Here is a 20,176-nt window from a genome sequence, read left to right on the forward strand (position 1 = left end):
GGACGCAATCTGCGTCCTGATTTATTGTTTAACGAATGATCAATGTATCACATTTAGCATGTGTGACGATATATTGGGCAACAGAACCGATAAACAAACGTTCTATATAACTTAACCCGGTTGCACCGATCATCACCAAATCGACTTGCTCTTCAGTGGGAATGGTTGTTGCCATCATCACTTTTGGAGAGCCAAATTCAACAATTGTTTTGATGCGTGTTACACCTGCTGCTCGTGCTTCATCAGCAAAGTCAGCAATCAATTGATCAGCGCCTCTTTTTGTATCATCAGCTACCATGGTATCGTAGGTAGAAATACTTTGGAAAGCACGTAAATCTATCACATTGACAAGTAAGAGTTCGGCGTCATTACGAATTGCCACGGCAACCGCTTTATCAAAAGCATTTGCTGATTCAACTGAACCATCAATACCGACTAAAATTTTCTTGTATCCTTGAATCATTTCTGTTCCTCCATGAACTAGTTAACCCGATAGTTTATATGACTCATGATAGACACAGTCACACGAATTCCCATTAATCGTGTGTCTATCACATCATCTACTGCTATTATATGCTCATTTTATGAAAAAGTAAAAGAATAATGAAAAAAATATGACGTATTGATGTTATTTTCATGTACATATCATGAATGGATAGCTGACCACAAGAATTTTAAGCCAGATTATGCTATAATAAGCGATATCAATTAATTGGGGATGTGAGATGAAAAAAATGTCTGATGATGAGTTTGAGAAACAAATTCATCATATGCGCGAAATTTATGTTGAAAATCATGATAAAAGTGATTTGAGACCTAGTTTTGATGTAAAGTCATCATTCTTTGATCGTTTTCGTAGCCTGGAGAGTCAAAAGGCAAAGTTGCGCAGACAGTTATCAGAATTAGAAATTAAGCGTTGTCGTGCGACTTTAGATAAGAAATCAGATCAAAAACTAGACCAGAAGTTAGCCCTGAAAAAGGCACTATATAAAAAATTATTGGATGATAAGTGAACCTCCGATTTTTTTTGCTAGGACTTAAATAGGTTAATCTATTTTTGAAAAAGTTACAGGTCATATTATGTTGACAAGGAAAGGAGACAAATAAGCATGATTCATACAGTATTTTATGTGATCATATTTTTTGCGGCCTTAATTGTGTCAAATGTCATCAATAAGGTGTTTCCTAAGCTCCCTCTCCCCTTGATTCAGGTTATTTTTGGCTTGATTTTAGGTAGCTTAGGTGCAGGTAATGTCTTAAGACTTAATTCAGAATTATTTTTAGCGTTTATTATAGGTCCACTCCTATTTAGAGAAGGAGAAGAGGCTGATGTTAAGGGGATCCTTAAGCATAGTGGCACAGTGTCGCTCCTTGTATTTCCAGTAGTCTTTATTACGACATTAATTATCGGTGTCATCAGTCATAACTTTTACACGTCGATCCCATTAGCGGCCTGTTTTGCTCTAGGTGCTAGTTTAGGCCCAACTGATGCGGTAGCAGTGAGCTCGCTCTCTGAGCGGTTTGATTTTCCAAAACGGATTACTGCTATCTTAAAAGGGGAGGGGTTATTCAATGACGCGTCTGGTATTATCGCCTTTCAGTTTGCGATTTTAGCCCTGACAACTGGTGAATTTTCTCTTGAGAAGGCTGTATCTAGCTTATTAATTTCTGCTATCGGTGGTGCCTTGATTGGGTTTGTGGTCTCATGGCTCAACAGAATGATTTTGACCTTGATGGAAGATGTTGCTGCACAAGATGTCACGGGTTACCTGATGTTAGAAATGATCATGCCATTGCTCGCTTTTTTCTTGGCTGAAGAGCTTCATGTTTCAGGAATCATCGCCGTCGTTGTTGCAGGGGTAATGCAAGCAAGTGGCTTCAAAAAAATTACCTTATTTGATGCGCAAGTCGAGAGTGTGACTAAAACAGTTTGGGATACCATCACTTTCATTTTAAACTCTATCGTTTTTTTATTTTTAGGGATAGAGTTACAACAGATTATTACGCCAATTATTACCAATGCTTATTATGATAATGTCCGTCTGTTCGTCACGGTTATCGCCTTAACGGTTATGCTTTTCCTGATCAGATACCTGATATTAAGTATTTACTATGCTATCATTGCAAAAAAAAGGCAGCAGCAATTTAATCGATATGTGGATGATATTTTACTACTCACTTTTTCAGGGGTTAAGGGGACAGTATCTGTCGCGACGATTTTACTACTACCGGAGGCCATTGCTCAGAAATATTCACTCTTAATCTTCTTAACTGCATCGGTTACGGTGCTGGGCTTCTTAACAGGTATTTTGGTCTTACCGATCATTGCGCCTAAAAAGGAGCAAAAGGTTGATAATGTTGCGAGAATTGCCATTTTAACGAATGTTGTAAGTGAGTTAGAGCGAGAATCGGAGAAAAATCGGAATAAGCTGGGCTATATTGCCACAATCGATAACTACCAAGCCCGGATTCAAAAATTAATTATTAGCCAGGAATCAGCAACGATGACTGCTGAATTTAATGATCTACAACTCCTGATTTTAAGGTTGGAAAATGAAGGGTTGGAAAATGCCTTTCGAAATAATGAAATTACCATCAAAACGTATCGTATTTATCAAAGATATCTTAAAGAATTAGAACGCTCGATTGTTCATCGATTTGTATCCAGTTTAGCCTTCGTTATTGCCATCTTTTTACGGGCAATTCGACTGCTTTTAAACAATATCTTACATACAAATATAACTGTAAAAGGTAAAAAAATCAGGAAGTTGATTGGGGATTCTAGGACAGAAATTCGAAATCTGTATTTCAGTAATACGACACTGATTATGGAGGCCTTAGAGAGTCTGGAGGGCGTCTATAATCCAGAATTGATCAATTATCTACAATCAGAACGGCTGAGAGCTTCTGAAAAAGTAGCTACAGGTGGTTTCATAACAAGAATTATCACCAAAGCACATCCAAATAATTTGGATGAAATGATGCGCGGGTACTATCTGGAGCGGAAATTTATTTTCGAGTTTGAGGCAGAAGGGTTACTGACAGCTCGTCAGGCCAAAATCATGAGAAAGAATGTCAATGCCTTGGAAAATTATTCCATGAATGAGAACCATTCAAATCTGCTTTATGATTTTCTGGAATATAAACCAAAATAAAAGAGGACAGATGCCTCTTTTTTTCATTTATAAAATAGGGTTGCCCCACCTGTCTACTTAATTATCCTGCATGGTACTAGCGATGACTAATTCTCTAATAGAGACGTCTTGAGGCATGGCATACATGAATGCGACAGCATTGGCTACTTCTTTTGGAGCCATCGAAATACCGCCCATGGTCTGCTTCCAAGCATGATAGCCATCTTTTATGTCATCACGTGTCGTGTGGCTTAATAATGGGGTTTCTGCTGCACCTGGTGAGATGAGTAGGACGCGGACATTGTTTTTAGAGGCTTCCAGTCTGACGGTTTCTGTCAGACCATGAACACCAAATTTTGTTGCACAGTAAGCTGCATGGTTTTCAAATGCTTTAAATCCGGCAATAGAAGAGACATTGATAATCGTACCTGACTTTCTGTCAGTCATACCGGGTAGAACTGCTTGTATCCCGTTTAATGTCCCAATTAAATTCACATTTATCATCCGTTCCCACTCGGTAGCTGCTTGATTGCCGACATCCACGCTACGTGTTAAAGTGTTTACTAAGCCTAGTTGGTCTAATGCTGCTTTATTTCTGCCAATCAGGAGTAGGGGGTGTCCCATTTCACTGAATGTTTTGGCCATTTCTTTTCCAAAGCCACTGCCTGCACCAGTTATGACGATTAATTTTTTCATTTTATTTTATTTTTCCTTTATTTATTTTGTTATATGTTTTATAATAAACTTAAAATCACAATAAAAAAAGGAGTTACTTTTAGGTAACTACCAAGTTTCTAGGAGACTGTTATGTATCTAAATGAGTTTGATGCAACGATGAAGCTAATTCAAGGTAAATGGAAAATCTATATTATCTATTATATCCATGAACAAGATACAACACGATTTAACCAATTATCTAGAGATTTACCGGATGTTAGCAGGAAAACACTAACGCTACAATTAAGGCAACTTGAACGAGATGGCCTAATCGTTCGGATGACCACATCAGGCTATCCATTAAAAGTTACCTATCATCTGACACCTGATGGTCTCAGTATGATACCTGTGCTGGATATGATTTGTGATTGGGGCAATGAGCATATCTCACAGGAGCTTTTAGCAGCAAAGTTGTGTGATTGAATGCGCAATCGTGTCGTCGTTTATTACGCTAAATCGTTTCATTGGGATCTTCGTGAGATAAGTGAATGAAATTAAAAAATTGGAGGACTTAAAAGATGAGTAAGTACGAGCCATTATGGCAGATTGTCGCAAAAGATAGTCGTATAACATTTAGATTGACTTTTGAAGAGATTGAGGCTATCCTAGGCTTCCCTATAGACCATGCCTTCTTGACCTATAAGAAGGAATTAAAAGCCTATGGTTATGAGGTTGGCAAAATTTCGATGAAGGAAAAGCATGTTAATTTTAAAAAATTATAGCGTTTTAATGTTAGCTGTGACAAAAATGTTGACATCCCTCTATAAAAGGTATAACATAGAAGGATAGATGCAAAAGCATAGTTGTTCAAGTGATGGTCATCCTACTGATATGAGTTGATATGATCAAAAAAACCTACTGAGAAATCAGTAGTTTTTTAATGGCATAACTGTCATCCAGTGCTAAAAGAGATAAAAGGGTATATAGTTGGTGCTTAGCAAGTAAAGACAGGTAATACCGGATGCATATAATGATGTTTAAAAACATGTAAAAAGGAAAAAGATAGTGATATATTTTGATAATGCAGCAACGACGGCAATCTATCCGCAAGTGCTGAAGACGTATACCGATGTTGCGACTAGAATTATGGGTAATCCCTCTAGTCTTCACGATTTAGGGACTGTCGCGACACGTATGTTGCAGGCCTCGCGCAAGCAAATTGCAGAACTACTTGGGAAAGCAACATCAGAAATTTATTTTACGTCAGGCGGCACTGAGGGGGATAATTGGATCATCAAAGGACTAGCTTTTGAAAAAAAAGTCTATGGTAATCATATTATCGTTTCAGATGTTGAGCATCCAGCTGTCAAAGAATCAGCGGCATGGTTAATGACACAAGGTTTTGAGGTCGATTTTGCTCCTGTAGACAGGAACGGTTTCGTTAGCCTAGATGCCCTTGCTTCATTAATCAGAAGAGAGACGATTTTAATCTCGGTTATGGCAGTCAACAATGAAGTTGGTGCAATCGAACCACTTCATCAGATTGCAGCACTTTTGGCAGATAAACCGACGATTTCCTTTCATGTTGATGCGGTGCAAGCGATTGGGAAAATCCCCCTCGCAGATATGTTACCGCAACGTGTTGATTTTGCGACCTTTTCAGCACATAAGTTTCATGGCCCGCGTGGGGTCGGCTTTATTTATATGAAAAAAGGGAAAAATCTGCATCCCTTACTTTCAGGTGGTGGTCAAGAAAGTAAAAAAAGGTCAACAACTGAAAATGTCGCAGGTATTGCTGCAACTGCCAAAGCCCTTCGCCTATATGTAGCAGAAACTGAGAGCAAGCAAGTCAAGCTTACTGCCATGAAAGAAGTCTTGCTGACTGCGCTTGAAGCATACTCGGATATTGTCATTTTTAGTCAAAGAGATGGGTTCATTCCAAATGTTGTGACATTTGGCATGAAGGGTGTCCGAGGAGAAGTCCTCGTGCATGGATTTGAAGCACATGAGATCTACATTTCGACGACAAGTGCTTGCTCATCAAAGGCAGGACTTGCTTCTAGTACCCTGACAGCCATGCATGTTTCACCTAGACTTGCCACATCGGCAGTTAGGATTTCTCTTGACCCAGACAATAATATGGCTGAAATAGAACAATTTCTAACGATTTTCAAACAGTTACATGCGAAATTTCAGAAAATACAATAAGATGAGCCTGCTCGTAAAACAATAGAAAGTATCCATGACAAATTTAAACTATTCAGAAATACTGATTCGCTATGGCGAGTTATCAATAAAAGGCAAAAATCGTATGAAATTTATTGCACGACTTGCCAACAATATCAGAGAAGTTTTAGTCGAATGGCCGATGGTTTCTGTAAAGTCAGATCGGGATCGGACGCATATATTCTTAAATGGTGCCGCTTATGGTCCCTTGTCAGAGAAGTTAGTTAAAGTATTTGGCGTACAAAATTTTTCTCCGGCTATAAAAGTGGAGAAAACGATGCCGGCACTTGAAGCTGCGGTAGCTGAACTGGTGAAAAAAGTTTATCTAGAGGGCATGACCTTCAAAATTTCTGCCAAGCGTTCTGACCATGAATTTGAATTAGATAGTACAGAACTTAATCGTGAATTAGGCCATACTGTGATGGAAACGATTCCCTATGCTAAGGTTCAGATGAAACGCCCTGATATTGACCTACGTGTTGAAATTCGGCCTGATGCGGCTTATTTGAGCTATGAGACGGTTAAGGGAGCGGGTGGTTTACCCGTTGGTACGGCAGGTAAAGGGATGCTGATGCTGTCGGGTGGTATTGACTCTCCTGTAGCAGGGTATTTGGCACTTAAACGAGGTGTTGAAATAGAAGCAGTTCATTTTGCTTCGCCACCTTACACGGGCCCTGGTTCGCTCAAAAAAGCCAAAGACTTAGCAAGTAAATTGACAGTTTTTGGTGGTGATATTCAGTTTATAGAAGTCCCGTTTACTGAAATACAGGAAGAAATTAAAGAAAAAGTACCCATGCCTTACCTGATGACAGTAACGCGTCGTTTTATGATGCGCGTGGTCGATGAAATTCGTGCAAGACGTCATGGACAAGTGATCATTAACGGTGAGAGTCTTGGACAAGTTGCCAGCCAAACGTTAGGCTCGATGGTCGCAATCAACGCTGTTACCACAACGCCTATCATCCGTCCGGTTGTTACCTTGGATAAGTTAGAGATTATTGAATTGGCTGAGAAAATTGATACTTTTAATATTTCAATTCAACCATTTGAAGATTGTTGTACGATTTTTGCACCACCCCAACCGAAAACAAATCCTAAACTTGAGAACGCAGAGAAATTTGAGCAGCGCTTAGATATTGATAATTTAGTGCAACGTGCGGTCGATGGCATCATGATCAGTCAAGTATCAGCTGATGCGCAAGTAGATAGTCTAGAGATGGATATTCAGGATTTATTGTAAGAAAAGAAGGTAGTATATGTTTAGTAAAGAAAAATTCCCAGGCCTATTAGCCCTAGGCATTTTCACGTTTATGTCAACGCTTGATGGCTCTATTGTTAATATTGCCTTACCAAGCATGGCGCGTGAAATGCACCTCGAGATGGGTCAAGTGACCTGGTCGGTGACGATCTATCTCGTCGTTATTTCTGGTCTGATTTTACTTTTTGGCCGATTAGGGGATTTACTTGGTAAAACAAAAATTTTTAACATAGGTAGCTTGATTTTTACATTAGGATCACTGCTTGCTGGGATTAATTTAGGCTTACATTTTTTATTGTTTTCAAGAATTGTACAAGCAATCGGCGCCTCGATGACCATGTCTAACAGCTTTGGTATCACCAGTCAGTTATTTGAACCTGCCCTTAGAGCCAGGGCGATGAGCATCATGTCAATGTTTGTTAGCTTAGGTGCCATAGCAGGACCTGCAATCGGTGGGTTTATTCTCCAACTTGCGAGTTGGTCATATATTTTCTGGATCAATGTGCCTTTAGGTATTGTTGCCTATCTGATTGGCCGTAAGGCATTACCAGAGGACAAAGGATCGGGAACATTTAAAGATGCGGATCTATTAGGTGCAACGCAAATGTTCTTGACTATCGTTGCTTTTTTCATCGCTATGAGTTTAGGACAGGCACAAGGATTTCTTAGCATCCCTGTTTTACTAAGCTTTGTCGCAATGGTAGGTCTTTTTGTTTGGTTTATCCATACGGAAAGAACAGTCGAAAAACCCCTGCTTAATCTAAATATTTTCCGCAGTAAACTTTTCTCGATGAGTGTCTTGACTAGCTTAGCCATGTTTACGGCAGGGAGTTTTGTCAGTATCCTCATGCCTTTCTACCTGCAAAATTATCGGGCTAGCGCTGCAGGATTTGCGGGTATGGTGATGATGGCCTATCCTGTTGGTATGTTTATTTTTAGTCCCATTGCTGGTGTACTATCTGATAAGTTTGACAAAGAAATAATCACGTTTATAGCGATTACGGGCATTCTTGTCGTGCAATCAGGTTATCTCATATTCGGTCAAACGACAGCGATGGTATTTGTTATGTTGACTCTCTTTATACATGGTGGTAGTGTTGGCTTCTTCCAAAGTCCAAATAATGCCTTGGTGATGTCAACAGTTGAGAGCAAATACCTAGGCATCGCAGGATCTGTTAATGCATTAGGCCGTAATCTTGGCTTTGTTTTAGGGACAAGTTTAGCAACGACAGTCTTATTTGTTGCCATGTCGGGACAACTTGGCTATCGTGTATCTGGTTATGTTGCTACGCGTCCAGACGTTTTTATCACAGGGATGCATCATGCCTTTTACGTGGCACTTGTTTTAGTTATCTTTGCTTGGTGTCTATCCGGCTATCGCTTATTGACAAGAAAAAATCTATCTAACTTAACCTAACTTGCCTTATTATCGTGCTAGATGATAATCATACTGAAATAAGTGCAATAAAATATAGCAAAACCGCAAGACATAAGCCAATGTCTTGCGGTTTTGCTATATTTCATTTGAGATTAGTAGCTCACAATCGTATATTTTTTCTTACCGCGGCGGATAACCGTTAGTTCATTTTCAAGTTTATCCGTATCACTTAGGACATACTCAAGGTCAGTTTGGCGTTCACCATTGAGGTAGATAGCACCGTTGGTGATATCTTCACGTGCTTGACGACGGCTTGGTGAAATCTTTGCATCCACAAGTAGGTTGACCAAATTACCATCAAAGTCATCAGTGACCGTATGGTTCGGCACATCTTTCAATCCAGCCTTGATATCTTTGACAGATAAAGCCTTAATATGACCTTCGAAAAGTTGCTCTGAAATGTTAACAGCTTGCTCATAAGCAGCTTCACCGTGTACGAGACTGACCACTTCTTTTGCTAAGGTCTTTTGTGCGAGTCGCTCATGTGGCGCTGCTTCAAACACTTTGGCAAGTGAATCAATGTCATCAAGACTTAAGAAGGTAAAGATTCTAAGGAACTTGACAGCATCAGCATCAGCTACATTTAACCAAAACTGGTAGAATTCATACGGAGAGGTCTTATCAGCATCAAGCCAAACAGCATTTCCTTCTGATTTACCGAATTTCTTACCTGTTGAATCAGTAATTAGCGGAACAGTGATGACATGTGTTTCATTCCCTGATTTTTTACGAATAAGATCAGTACCTGCGACCATATTACCCCATTGGTCAGAACCGCCGATTTGGAGCGTGATACCATGATTCTCATTTAGCTGGTAGAAATCATAGCCTTGTAAAATTTGGTAAGCAAATTCTGTATAAGAAATCCCTGTTTCAATCCGTGATTTAACTGATTCTTTACTCATCATGTAATTGATCGTAAAATGCTTACCAATATCACGTAGGAATTCAAGGACGTTCATAGTTGAAAACCAGTCGTAGTTGTTGACGACTTTTGCGGCATGGTCTCCCTCAAAACTTAAAAAACGAGAGAGTTGCCCTTTAATTGCATTTGACCAGTTAGCCACAGTTTCAGTTGTTTGAAGTGAACGCTCACTGTCTTTAAAAGATGGATCACCAATCATACCTGTCGCACCACCAACAAGGGCTACAGGATTGTGACCTGCTAGCTGTAAGCGACGCATGTTTAGAATCGGGACTAAATGTCCTAGGTGAAGCGAATCAGCAGTCGGGTCATATCCTGTATAGAATGTCACCGAATTTTCTGTTAATGCCTTTACTAAGGTTGCTTCATCAGTCGTTTGAAAAATCAAACCACGTACTTTTAGTTCTTCAAAGATATTCATTTTACTCATCCCTATTCTGATGTATTATGAGAAAAAAACTGGTAATATAGCTTGTATTAAGCCATTTATAGCGTGATTGCCAAAACATCCAGATTGATTAAACTCATTTTAGCTTAATTTTTATAAATTAAGTCTATTATACCAAAAAATTTGCTATAATTTAAGGTATGACAAAAGAATTATCGGATAAAAAACGTAAGGCGATAAAAGATCGTTTACAAAAGAAAAAAATGAAACAGCAAAAACCGGCTACTGACAGCAAGACAGTGCTCGGGACGACTTTTCTTGTAATCAGAGGACTGTCTGTCATTTTTGCGATTATTATAAGTGTTGGTGTTGTATTTGGTGGTGCAACGGGAACAGGCTATCTGATGAGCCTCATTTCTGATGTCAAGCTACCGGATAGTAAGGCATTGACCGATAAAATCAATACGATTCATCAAACTTCTGTGATGACCTATAGTAATGGTCAAAAGATTTCTGATATTTCGAGTGACTTAAACAGAACAAAAGTGACAAGTGAAAATATATCACCTAATGTCAAACATGCCCTAATTGCGACAGAGGATGAAAATTTTGAGCATCATAATGGTGTTGTGCCAAAAGCCTTTTTTAGAGCGATTCTGGGTGAATCGACAGGGGGAGCAAACTCTGGGGGCTCAACCATTACACAGCAACTAATTAAGCAACAAATTTTAGGGGCGGCACCAACCTTTAAAAGAAAAGCAACGGAGATGGTTTATGCTTTAGAGCTTGAGAAACATCTTACCAAAGATCAGATTCTAACTGATTACCTGAACGTGTCTCCTTTTGGCCGCAATAATAAAGGACAAAATATTGCTGGTGTAGAAGAAGCAGCACAGGGTATTTTTGGTAAATCAAGTAAGGACTTGACGGTGCCAGAAGCGGCATTTATTGCTGGATTACCTCAAAGTCCGATCGTCTATTCACCATATAATGCAAATGGGACATTAAAATCTAAAGAAAATATGCAGTTTGGACTAGATAGACAAAATGAAGTGCTGTTCAATCTATATCGCAATAATTATATCTCTAAAAAAGAATATGAAGCTTACAAATCATACGATATCTCGACAGAATTTATTGCGGCAGGAACTGCAGAAACAGAAAATCATGGCTATCTCTATCAGGTTGTTTATAACGAAGCGATCGATAAAGTCTATGATTATTTAATCAAAACGGATAAGGTTTCTGACGCTGAACAAGGTAATGATGCAGTCCGAGACAGTTATCAAAAGCAAGCCGCCCAAAAACTGTCAGAAGGTGGCTATACCGTTACGGCGACAATTGATCAATCTATCTATCAGGCCATGCAGACAGCAGTCGCAAATTACGGTCGACTACTGCAAGACGGTACCGGTGAAAATCAAACAGGTAATGTCTTGATGGACAATAAAACGGGTGCTGTTCTTGGGTTTATAGGTGGACTAGATTATAATACAAACCAAAATAATCATGCCTTTGATACGCATCGAAGCCCTGGCTCTTCTATAAAACCAATCATTGCCTATGGTCCAGCGATTGATATGGGCTTAATGGGTAGTGCGAGTCGCTTATCAAACTACCCAACTAAATATGCAAGTGGTCAACCCATCATGCATGATACCTCGGCCGGTACGCAAGAGATGATGACCTTACAGGATGCACTTGATACCTCATGGAATATTCCTGCTTATTGGACTTATCAAAAAATACTGCAATCAGGTCAGACCGTTCAACCCTATATGAACAAGATGAACTATCAGGTGGACAATTATCAGATTGAATCTCTACCTTTGGGCGGGGGAATAGAACCGACGGTTGTCCAACATACAAATGGCTACCAAGCCCTATTAAATGGTGGCGAGTATGATCCGTATTATGTTGTTGATAGCATAAAAGATGAGACTGGTAAAGAAATTTATAAGCATCAGAAAAAACCAGTACAGGTTTACTCAAAGGCAACTTCTTCTATTATGGCGCAACTTTTACGAGGGCCAATCAAATCTCAAAAAACAACGACATTCTTCGGCCAATTGACTAACTTAAATCCGACACTAGCTAGTGCGGACTGGGTAGGGAAAACAGGGACATCTGATGACTTTAGTGATGTGTGGTTGATGGTGGCAACACCAGCGGTAACACTAAGTTCATGGGTAGGACATGACGTCCTATCGCCAATGGCGCCCCTGACAGGTTATAATAATAATTCTCAGTATCTAGCACATCTTGCTAATAGCATTTATCAGGCCAGTCCAACTGTATTTGGTATTGACCAAAAATTCACAATAGATCCTTCGGTGACCAAGTCTACAGTTCTCACATCAACTGGTGAAAAACCTGGCAGTATAACAGGTGGTACGTATAAAAATGTTGCTGTATCAGGTGATACGACGACCTCTTATTGGGCCAAATCAGATGGCGCTCCCCTTACACAATATAAATTTGCAATGGGTGGTAGTGATAGCGATTATACTGATGCATGGACTAAAATATTGGGCAATCAGAATAAAAAGTAAACAGTAATCAAAATAAAAAAGATGCAGATTGACTTAGTCAATCTGCATCTTTTTTAAGTCTCATAAGCTCATCCCGGCATTTATCTCACTTAGGGATATCTGTTGTCATCGGATCAAGTTTTTGTGATTGCTGATATTCATCATACAATAATTTTACCTGGTTGCGTTTAGTCACGTTGAGTTTTGAAAAGATGTTATGAATATGGCTTTTCACCGTCCCCATGGAGATGTAGAGTTCCCGGCTAATGTCTTGGTTGTTTTTATTTTGTAAGAGTAATAGCAAAACTTCTGATTCGCGTGAGGTCATATGGTAAGTCTCAATAAATTGGAGGTGGGTTGGAATGACATCTGTATGCTGATTTGGATCATATTTTTTAGACTGACTTACGGATAACAGTTTTTTTGCTAAGTAGCTTATTGCCGTTATTGCATAGATAATCGCGAGTATATCCTCGCTGATACTCCGGTTGGTCATACGGACATTACCGAATGTATAGTTATCTAGAAAAAAGATGACATATGAATCCTCGGCTATCGTTAAGCTCGTCATGATAAGCGTTATGAGCATGAGTTTTCTTAATAATACTTGCGTCGTCACAGCTTGAGTCTTGATGTCACTGTTTGACGACCTCTTCTTCTTGTCTGTAACTTGCTTTAGAGTAGCTAGTCCATAGCTGGCAAGTATGATATTAACAAGATCAGATGGAAAGTAGTAAATCCATATTTTAAAGGCATTATTTGGGAGCATAGGCACCAGTAATAATATCAAGGCATGGCTTATGACCAGCCCATACTGCCAAAAAGAAATCTTACGGCTTAAGGTAGCAGTTAAAATCAGCACCAGAAAGAAAGTATGGGCAACGAGGAGTATCGTTTTGGGAGAAGGTGTTGTCATAAATAGTTGATTAAATTTAACAGAAAACCAAGGCAATTGTTCTGTTAAATAAATCAACATATTATTAAGAATTAAAAATAAAAATAAAAGTGTAATGACGAGATATAATCGTGTTTTATTTTTAAAATAAGTGATAGCCGCTAGCGTTGCGACTACCGTAAATAAGATGATAAGTCCGATATTGTAAAGGATAAGTAAAATAGCCATCTGGTCACCGCAGGTCCGTTAACTGAAATTAGGAGCCTCTTCTATTTTTAAGTATAGCAGATAATTAAGAGGATTACAAAATAATGTAAACGCTTCAAAAAGGCTAAAACGGCTTGGGATAACGGTTTCATAGCTAAAGGTATAGAAAAGTTTAGCTCAAAATAGACCTAAAAGTTGAGGGTAAGCTGATATTAAACTAGAAAATGTAAGCGTATACTAAGGGTGTTCAAAAAATTTTAAACGGAGGATATACACATGTCGAAGAAAGATTTTATTACAACAGAGGAATTCACAAAAGCGGAACTTTTGGAAATCTTACACCTATCATTGGCTATCAAAAAGAGTATTAAAACAGGATTCTATCCACCCTTGCTAAAAAATAAATCGCTAGGGATGATTTTTCAGCAATCTTCTACTAGAACACGGATTTCATTTGAAACAGCAATGACACAGTTAGGTGGCCATGCCCAGTATTTGGCACCTGGTCAAATTCAGCTTGGCGGTCATGAGACTTTAGAAGATACGGCTAAAGTCCTCTCGAGATTGCTCGATATTGTCATGGCTCGAGTAGATCGTCATGCAGATGTAGCTGATCTAGCAAAATATGCGACAATACCGGTAATTAATGGGATGTCTGATTATAACCACCCAACGCAAGAGATGGGCGATCTTTGTACAATGATGGAACATTTACCTGAAGGAAAAAAACTAGAAGATTGTAAAGTTGTGTTTGTTGGAGATGCGACACAAGTCTGTTTCTCATTAGCCTTGATTACCACTAAATTTGGGATGCGATTTGCTCAGTTTGGTCCTAAGGATTATCAATTAAGCGAGGAAAAACAAGCCAAGCTGGATGCGATTTGTCAGGTATCAGGTGGGTCATATATCCTGACAGAGGATGAAGATGCGGGATTAGCTGATGCGGATTTTGTTTATACAGATGTCTGGTATGGCTTGTATGATGCGGAGTTGTCAGAAGCAGAACGCATGGGGATTTTCTATCCTAAATATCAAGTAAGTGATAGCATGGTCAAAAAAGCAAACCCTTGGGCTAAGTTCATGCATTGCTTACCGGCAAGTCGTGGAGAAGAGGTATCGGCAGAGGTGATTGATTCAGCGTATTCTGTTGTCTTTGACGAAGCTGAAAATAGATTGACTGCCATGCGTGGGTTGCTTGTTTATTTCTTTAATCAATATGAAACAAAAGTAGTCATAAGCGAACAAGATAAAGCGGATGCTAAAGCTAATCTCGAAAAATTTTTAGGAAAAGCACTATAACGTGTTTGGTGCGTCTCTATTTGGGGTTTAAACGATGATTTAAAAACTAAGTAGTCACACGCGCATCTATGAGGAGGAAATCAAATGAGTGATGTCAAACCAAAAAAGAAGTTTAAGTTATTCTCAGTCATTCTCTCAGTTATATGTGTTGTATTTGTTGCCGAGGCGGCTGCACCAGTTGCGGCAATCGGTAACTCACAGTATTTCTGGTGGCTGTTCTTGATGCTAACCTTTCTTTTACCCTATGGCTTAATTGCCTCAGAACTTGGCACAACTTATCAAGGGGAGGGCGGTATTTATGACTGGGTAACCAAAGCTTTCGGTCACCGAATGGGCGCAAGAACGTCATGGTACTACTGGATTAACTTTCCTTTGTGGATGGCTTCTCTTGCAGTCATTTGTCCTGGACTTGTCACGACCATGACAGGACAGACACTAGGGACATTTGGTGCCATAGTGGTTGAGTTGCTCTTCATCTGGTTGGTCGTGCTAATCAGCTTCTTTCCAATTAGTGATAGTCTATGGATATTGAATGGGGCAGCTTTTGTCAAAGTGTTTCTGGCGCTTTTAGTCGGTGGATTAGGGATCTATGTGGCTGTAACAAGAGGTGTGGCGAATGATTATACGCTTGGGTCTTTGTTACCTAGCTTTGATTTAAAATCATTATCTTTTATCTCGGTTATCTTGTTCAACTTTCTAGGATTTGAAGTGGTCTGTACCTTTGCACCGGATATGGAAAATCCCAAGAAACAAATTCCGCTTGCGATTGTATCAGGCGGTCTGGTTATTGCAGCAATCTATATCTTTTCAGCGTTCGGCATCGGTGTTGCCATTCCAACTGCGGACATCAGTACCAGTAGTGGCCTGATTGATAGTATTCAATTAATGCTGGGTCAGACGGATGGATTAGTCGTTACGCTTGTCGCATTTTTGTTTCTATTAACCCTATTTGGCAACATGGCCTCTTGGTCATTAGGGGTCAATAATACAGCTTGTTACGCGGCTAAACATGGTGATATGCCAGCCGTATTTGCCATAAAAAGTGCGAAAAATGATATGCCAACAGGTGCAGCTATTATGAATGGGATTGTCGCATCGGTTATTGTTGTGATTGCCCCATTCCTACCAAATCAAGATTTGTTCTGGGCTTTCTTTGCCTTAAACTTGGTGATGTTCCTCTTTGCTTATCTGCCCATTTTTCCAGCGTTCTTAAAGCTTAGAAAAATAGATCCAGATATTGAGCGTCCCTTTAAAGTGGGTGGCGGAAAAGGGGTCTTGTATCTGTTAGTGGCATTGCCAATGATTTTGATCATCACCTCTATCGTCTTTATCGCAGTGCCTTTTAATCTGAGTACTGAGACGATGACCCAGGTTTTACCGATCACCATCGGCGCAATCGTCTTTATCGTGATAGGGGAACTCATTATTGTTGTTAAAAAAATTACCAAATAAATAGAAATAGGAGATAAGTATTATGGCAAAAAGAATTAGTGGCACCACACCAAAAGCAGATGGCTTTAGGATGCCAGGAGAATTTGAAGCACAGGAACAAGTTTGGATGATTTGGCCAGAGCGCCCAGATAATTGGCGTGATGGTGCAAAACCAGTCCAAAAATCATTTGCTAATGTCGCTAAGGCAATCAGCCAATTTACAAAAATGACAGTGGTGGTATCACAAGCACAGTATGCCAATTGTCGGAAAGAGCTACCAGGGAAAATTCGTGTGATTGAGATGTCAAATAATGATGCCTGGGTTAGAGATTGTGGGCCTAGTTTTGTTATCAATGACAAAGGTGATATTCGGGCCAATGACTGGGAGTTTAATGCCTGGGGTGGTCTAGTCGATGGCCTTTATTTCCCGTGGGATCAAGATGAACTCGTTGCAAGAAAAATTGCTGAGATTGAAGGGATTGATACCTATAAGACGGATAATTTCGTACTTGAGGGTGGCTCTTTTCATGTTGATGGTCAAGGGACTGTCTTAACGACTGAGATGTGCCTCTTAAGTGAAGGTAGAAATCCAGAGTTGTCTAAGTCTGAAATCGAAGCAAAGTTATGCGCCTATCTTAACTGTGAAAAAGTCCTTTGGTTGAAAGATGGTATTGATCCGGATGAAACAAATGGGCATGTGGATGACGTCGCTTGTTTTGTTGCACCAGGTGAGGTTGCTTGTATCTATACGCAAGACAAGACAAGTCCTTTTTATGCCCAAGCCCAAGCAGCTTATCAAACGTTGATTGGGATGACGGATGCAAAAGGACGCACGCTTAAAGTACACAAACTATGCTGTCCTAAAAAAGCAATCACGATCAAGGGAGAGTTTGCCATTGATAGTGTAGAAGGGACGATGCCTAGAGAAGATGGTGATATCTGTATCACATCTTATATGAATTTCCTGATTACAAATGGGGGTGTTATCGTCCCCCAATACGGTGATGAAAATGATCAGCTAGCCCTTGAACAAGTACGTACTATGTTCCCAGAAAAAGAAGTGGTGGGTGTTGACACACTTGAAATCGTTTATGGTGGTGGTAACATTCACTGTGTGACACAGCAACAACCCAGGAGATAGGTGATCAGTATGAAAAGAATTGTTATCGCGCTCGGTGGGAATGCCCTAGGTGATAATCCCAAAGAGCAACTGGCACAGATTAATCAGGCTGCCCCTGCCATGGTAGAGATAATCAAACTAGGCTATGAGATCATTATTAGCCATGGGAATGGCCCACAGGTCGGTATGCTTGAAAAAGCGATCAACATGGCAGCAAATTTGGATAGCTCGATTCCTCATGTGCAACTCCCTGAATGTACGGCCATGAGCCAAGGTTACATCGGCTATCATTTGCAAAATGCACTTTTGCGAGAACTTAGAAAACAAGAGATGGTCTGGCAGGTGGCGACCATCATCACCCAAGTTGAAGTTGTAGCAGATGACCCTGCTTTTAAATAACCGACGAAACCAATTGGTAGTTTCTATAGTCAGGAAGCAGCTGAAAAACTGGGTGATGAAAATCCAAACATGGTCTTTAAGGAAGATGCAGGACGGGGGTATCGTCAGCTCGTCGCCTCTCCAAAACCAATTGATATCGTTGAGAGTAAGTCGATTTTGAACTTACTTGATAACGAATTCATCGTCATTGCTTGCGGTGGCGGTGGTATTCCTGTTATCAAACGTTGTGAGGGTGACTATGAAGGAGCCGTTGCGGTCATCGACAAGGATATGTCATCTGCTAAATTAGCAGAACTTGTTGATGCAGACTACTTATTCATCTTAACAGCAGTTGACCGTGTGTCGATAAGATTTGGACAAGCAGATCAAGTTGATTTGGATAAGCTGACTGTTGCCCAAGCAATTGCTTATGCAGCACAAAATGAGTTTGCAGCTGGGAGCATGTTACCTAAAGTAGAGGCAGCGATTCAATTTGCCAGTTCTAAACCAGGTCGAAAAGCAGTTATCGCTTCTCTGGAAAATGCACCATTAGTTTTTAGTGGTGAGAGTGGTACAGTGATTAGCTTATAAATACCTACAAAAACGGCACAGATTTCAAAGCATCTGTGCCGTTTTTTGCTAATTTTCTTTTATAATTTCACCGTCACTAACTTGAAAGACAGTGAGTTTATCAGGTAAGTGCTGCAAATGATCCAGCGTTGTTGTCGTGATAAAAGTCTGCGTTTTACCGATAACTAGTGATAATAGGTCCAATTGACGTTGATTATCCAACTCACTCATCACATCATCTAACAGTAGGACGGGGTACTCACCTGTTTCCTGGAAGACAAGATCAATCTCAGCAAGTTTGATGGATAAGGCTGTTGTACGTTGTTGGCCCTGAGAACCAAAATTCGAGACATCAATGTCATTGAGCATGAACTGAAGATCATCACGATGGGGCCCTACTGATGTTTGATGTCGAAAGAGATCTTTCTGACGTGCTAGTTTCAATTCTGCTGCAAAGTCGGCCTTCACATTTTGTACATATTTGACAACTAGTTTTTCTTTGCCATGACTGAGATTATCATGTAAAACTGTAGAGATTGTCATCAAACTCTCGACGAATCGGCTGCGATGTTCGATGACTTTATGACCATATGTAACAAGTTGCTCGTCTAAGACATCTAGAAAATCAGTATCAATCTTAGCCGGATCGAATTTCAAATAGCTGTTTCTCTCTTTAAGTGTCTTATTATAGCGCATGAGATCATAGAGGTAGACAGGTCTTATTTGGCCAATTTCCATGTCCATAAATCGTCTTCTGATACTCGGTGCACCTTTGATAATTGCTAGATCTTCTGGTGCAAACATAATCACATTGAGATTGCCGATATAATCAGCTAGGCGATTTTCTTTAAGATGATTGGCCTTGGCAATCCGTCCTTTACTTGTCAGACTGACTTCCAAAGGGACGGTCATATTTTTCTTTATGATACGCCCAGAAACACGCATCTCCTTTTCATCCCAAGACAGTAAGTCACGATCTGTATGCGTTCTATGACTACGTGTCAAGGCAAGGAAAAAAATGCTTTCAGCAATATTTGTTTTGCCTTGGGCATTTTGACCAACAAAGATATTCAGGTTGGGGTCGAACTCGAGATGGAGTGCTTTGTAATTTCGGAAATTTTTGAGGGTTAACTCTGAAATGATCATTTAAGTTTATTTGGCACCTGGAAATTTTGGTTTAGTGACTTTGCGTTTATAGTATTGTTCTTTATTATTAGCAGCAGTCTTCTGACGCGTTTCAGCTTTTTTGTTATTGGCATTTATTTGCTTCACAATTGCTTTAACTCGTGCTTCTTCATCAAGTTCAGTCTGACGTTCAGCTATTTCTTCAGCAGTAGCCGCAACAATATTAATTTTAAGGCCAAAACCGGGGAATTCAAGAACATCCCCATCAAATAATTTTTTGCCACGTCTATTTTCATATTCCCCATTATAGAGGACGTCATTGGTCGCTAGAAAGTGTTTAGCAGCCCCACCAGTTTCAATAATTGCTGCTTCTTTGAGCAGTTTGCCAAGGGTGATAAATTCATCGTAAATCGTATAAGTATTCATACCTCATTTTACCATAAATTAAGCACTTGTTACTCAAAATCCGAAAATAAAGCAGCTGGTCTGTTATCTGGCGTTTAACTGTATTGATAAAGAGATCATCTGATTTGTATGCTAATCAAACCGTTAATCAGAAAAAAACGGAAAATCTTATTTTCAATTGCTACAGGC

At 39.7% G+C, this 20,176-nt stretch carries 17 protein-coding genes and 1 pseudogene; 12 read left to right on the top strand and 6 right to left on the bottom strand.

The window, feature by feature from the left end:
- Positions 1–28 precede the first annotated feature (28 nt).
- A complete protein-coding gene (locus RU86_RS04120) occupies positions 29–463 on the bottom strand; it encodes a universal stress protein (RefSeq protein ID WP_047916312.1) in 435 nt (144 codons plus the stop codon).
- A 262-nt stretch (positions 464–725) separates the two neighbouring features.
- On the opposite strand from RU86_RS04120, the gene RU86_RS04125 reads away from it, so the two are divergent.
- Together RU86_RS04125 and RU86_RS04130 are read left to right on the top strand one after the other, a co-directional pair.
- Complete coding sequence (locus RU86_RS04125) at positions 726–1,013, top strand: hypothetical protein (RefSeq protein WP_047916311.1); 288 nt, start codon at positions 726–728, stop codon at positions 1,011–1,013.
- Between the two features lie 96 nt (positions 1,014–1,109).
- Entirely contained in the window at positions 1,110–3,155 is a 2,046-nt protein-coding gene (locus RU86_RS04130) for a cation:proton antiporter (RefSeq protein WP_096814190.1), read from the top strand.
- A gap of 57 nt (positions 3,156–3,212) precedes the next feature.
- On the opposite strand, the gene RU86_RS04135 is transcribed toward RU86_RS04130, so the two are convergent.
- Positions 3,213–3,830 (bottom strand): SDR family oxidoreductase, encoded by a 618-nt coding sequence (locus RU86_RS04135; RefSeq protein ID WP_096814191.1) that lies wholly within the window; start codon positions 3,828–3,830, stop codon positions 3,213–3,215.
- A gap of 111 nt (positions 3,831–3,941) precedes the next feature.
- On the opposite strand from RU86_RS04135, the gene RU86_RS04140 reads away from it, so the two are divergent.
- The 5 genes from RU86_RS04140 (at position 3,942) to RU86_RS04160 (ending at position 8,692) form a co-directional block, all read left to right on the top strand.
- On the top strand, positions 3,942–4,274 hold the full coding sequence (locus RU86_RS04140) for a winged helix-turn-helix transcriptional regulator (protein ID WP_096814192.1): 333 nt from the start codon (positions 3,942–3,944) through the stop codon (positions 4,272–4,274).
- Between the two features lie 95 nt (positions 4,275–4,369).
- Complete coding sequence (locus tag RU86_RS04145) at positions 4,370–4,573, top strand: hypothetical protein (protein WP_096814193.1); 204 nt, start codon at positions 4,370–4,372, stop codon at positions 4,571–4,573.
- Between the two features lie 283 nt (positions 4,574–4,856).
- Positions 4,857–5,999 (top strand): cysteine desulfurase family protein, encoded by a 1,143-nt coding sequence (locus RU86_RS04150; protein WP_096814194.1) that lies wholly within the window; start codon positions 4,857–4,859, stop codon positions 5,997–5,999.
- A 34-nt stretch (positions 6,000–6,033) separates the two neighbouring features.
- Positions 6,034–7,257, top strand: coding sequence for a tRNA uracil 4-sulfurtransferase ThiI (thiI, locus tag RU86_RS04155; protein WP_096814195.1), 1,224 nt, complete (start codon positions 6,034–6,036; stop codon positions 7,255–7,257).
- A 16-nt stretch (positions 7,258–7,273) separates the two neighbouring features.
- The gene (locus RU86_RS04160; protein ID WP_096814196.1) at positions 7,274–8,692 is read left to right on the top strand and encodes an MFS transporter; all 1,419 of its coding nucleotides are present in this window, start codon (positions 7,274–7,276) and stop codon (positions 8,690–8,692) included.
- 113 nt (positions 8,693–8,805) lie between these two features.
- Here the strand turns inward: RU86_RS04160 and tyrS are convergent, their stop codons facing one another.
- Positions 8,806–10,059 (bottom strand): tyrosine--tRNA ligase, encoded by a 1,254-nt coding sequence (tyrS, locus tag RU86_RS04165; RefSeq protein ID WP_096814197.1) that lies wholly within the window; start codon positions 10,057–10,059, stop codon positions 8,806–8,808.
- Positions 10,060–10,226: 167 nt separating this feature from the next.
- Between tyrS and RU86_RS04170 the strand changes: the two genes are divergently transcribed.
- Entirely contained in the window at positions 10,227–12,578 is a 2,352-nt protein-coding gene (locus RU86_RS04170) for a transglycosylase domain-containing protein (protein WP_096814198.1), read from the top strand.
- 85 nt (positions 12,579–12,663) lie between these two features.
- Here the strand turns inward: RU86_RS04170 and RU86_RS04175 are convergent, their stop codons facing one another.
- Positions 12,664–13,680 carry a response regulator transcription factor gene (locus RU86_RS04175; RefSeq protein ID WP_096814199.1) on the bottom strand — a complete coding sequence of 339 codons (1,017 nt, stop codon included), beginning with the start codon at positions 13,678–13,680 and terminating at the stop codon, positions 12,664–12,666.
- Positions 13,681–13,935: 255 nt separating this feature from the next.
- Between RU86_RS04175 and ptcA the strand changes: the two genes are divergently transcribed.
- From ptcA to arcC, 4 genes and pseudogenes are all read left to right on the top strand, one after another.
- Entirely contained in the window at positions 13,936–14,958 is a 1,023-nt protein-coding gene (ptcA, locus tag RU86_RS04180; protein WP_096814200.1) for a putrescine carbamoyltransferase, read from the top strand.
- An 84-nt stretch (positions 14,959–15,042) separates the two neighbouring features.
- Complete coding sequence (locus RU86_RS04185; RefSeq protein ID WP_096814201.1) at positions 15,043–16,410, top strand: APC family permease; 1,368 nt, start codon at positions 15,043–15,045, stop codon at positions 16,408–16,410.
- A gap of 22 nt (positions 16,411–16,432) precedes the next feature.
- The gene (gene aguA / locus RU86_RS04190; protein WP_096814202.1) at positions 16,433–17,530 is read left to right on the top strand and encodes an agmatine deiminase; all 1,098 of its coding nucleotides are present in this window, start codon (positions 16,433–16,435) and stop codon (positions 17,528–17,530) included.
- Positions 17,531–17,539: 9 nt separating this feature from the next.
- Positions 17,540–18,478: pseudogene (arcC, locus tag RU86_RS04195) on the top strand (carbamate kinase).
- A 48-nt stretch (positions 18,479–18,526) separates the two neighbouring features.
- Here arcC and recF read toward each other — a convergent pair.
- Together recF and yaaA are read right to left on the bottom strand one after the other, a co-directional pair.
- Positions 18,527–19,603 carry a DNA replication/repair protein RecF gene (recF, locus tag RU86_RS04200; protein WP_096814203.1) on the bottom strand — a complete coding sequence of 359 codons (1,077 nt, stop codon included), beginning with the start codon at positions 19,601–19,603 and terminating at the stop codon, positions 18,527–18,529.
- Positions 19,604–19,609: 6 nt separating this feature from the next.
- Positions 19,610–20,008 (bottom strand): S4 domain-containing protein YaaA, encoded by a 399-nt coding sequence (yaaA, locus tag RU86_RS04205; RefSeq protein ID WP_096814204.1) that lies wholly within the window; start codon positions 20,006–20,008, stop codon positions 19,610–19,612.
- Positions 20,009–20,176: the final 168 nt, after the last annotated feature.

Origin of the sequence: Pseudolactococcus piscium, from assembly GCF_002441695.1 — a bacterium.
GTDB lineage: Bacteria > Bacillota > Bacilli > Lactobacillales > Streptococcaceae > Pseudolactococcus > Pseudolactococcus piscium.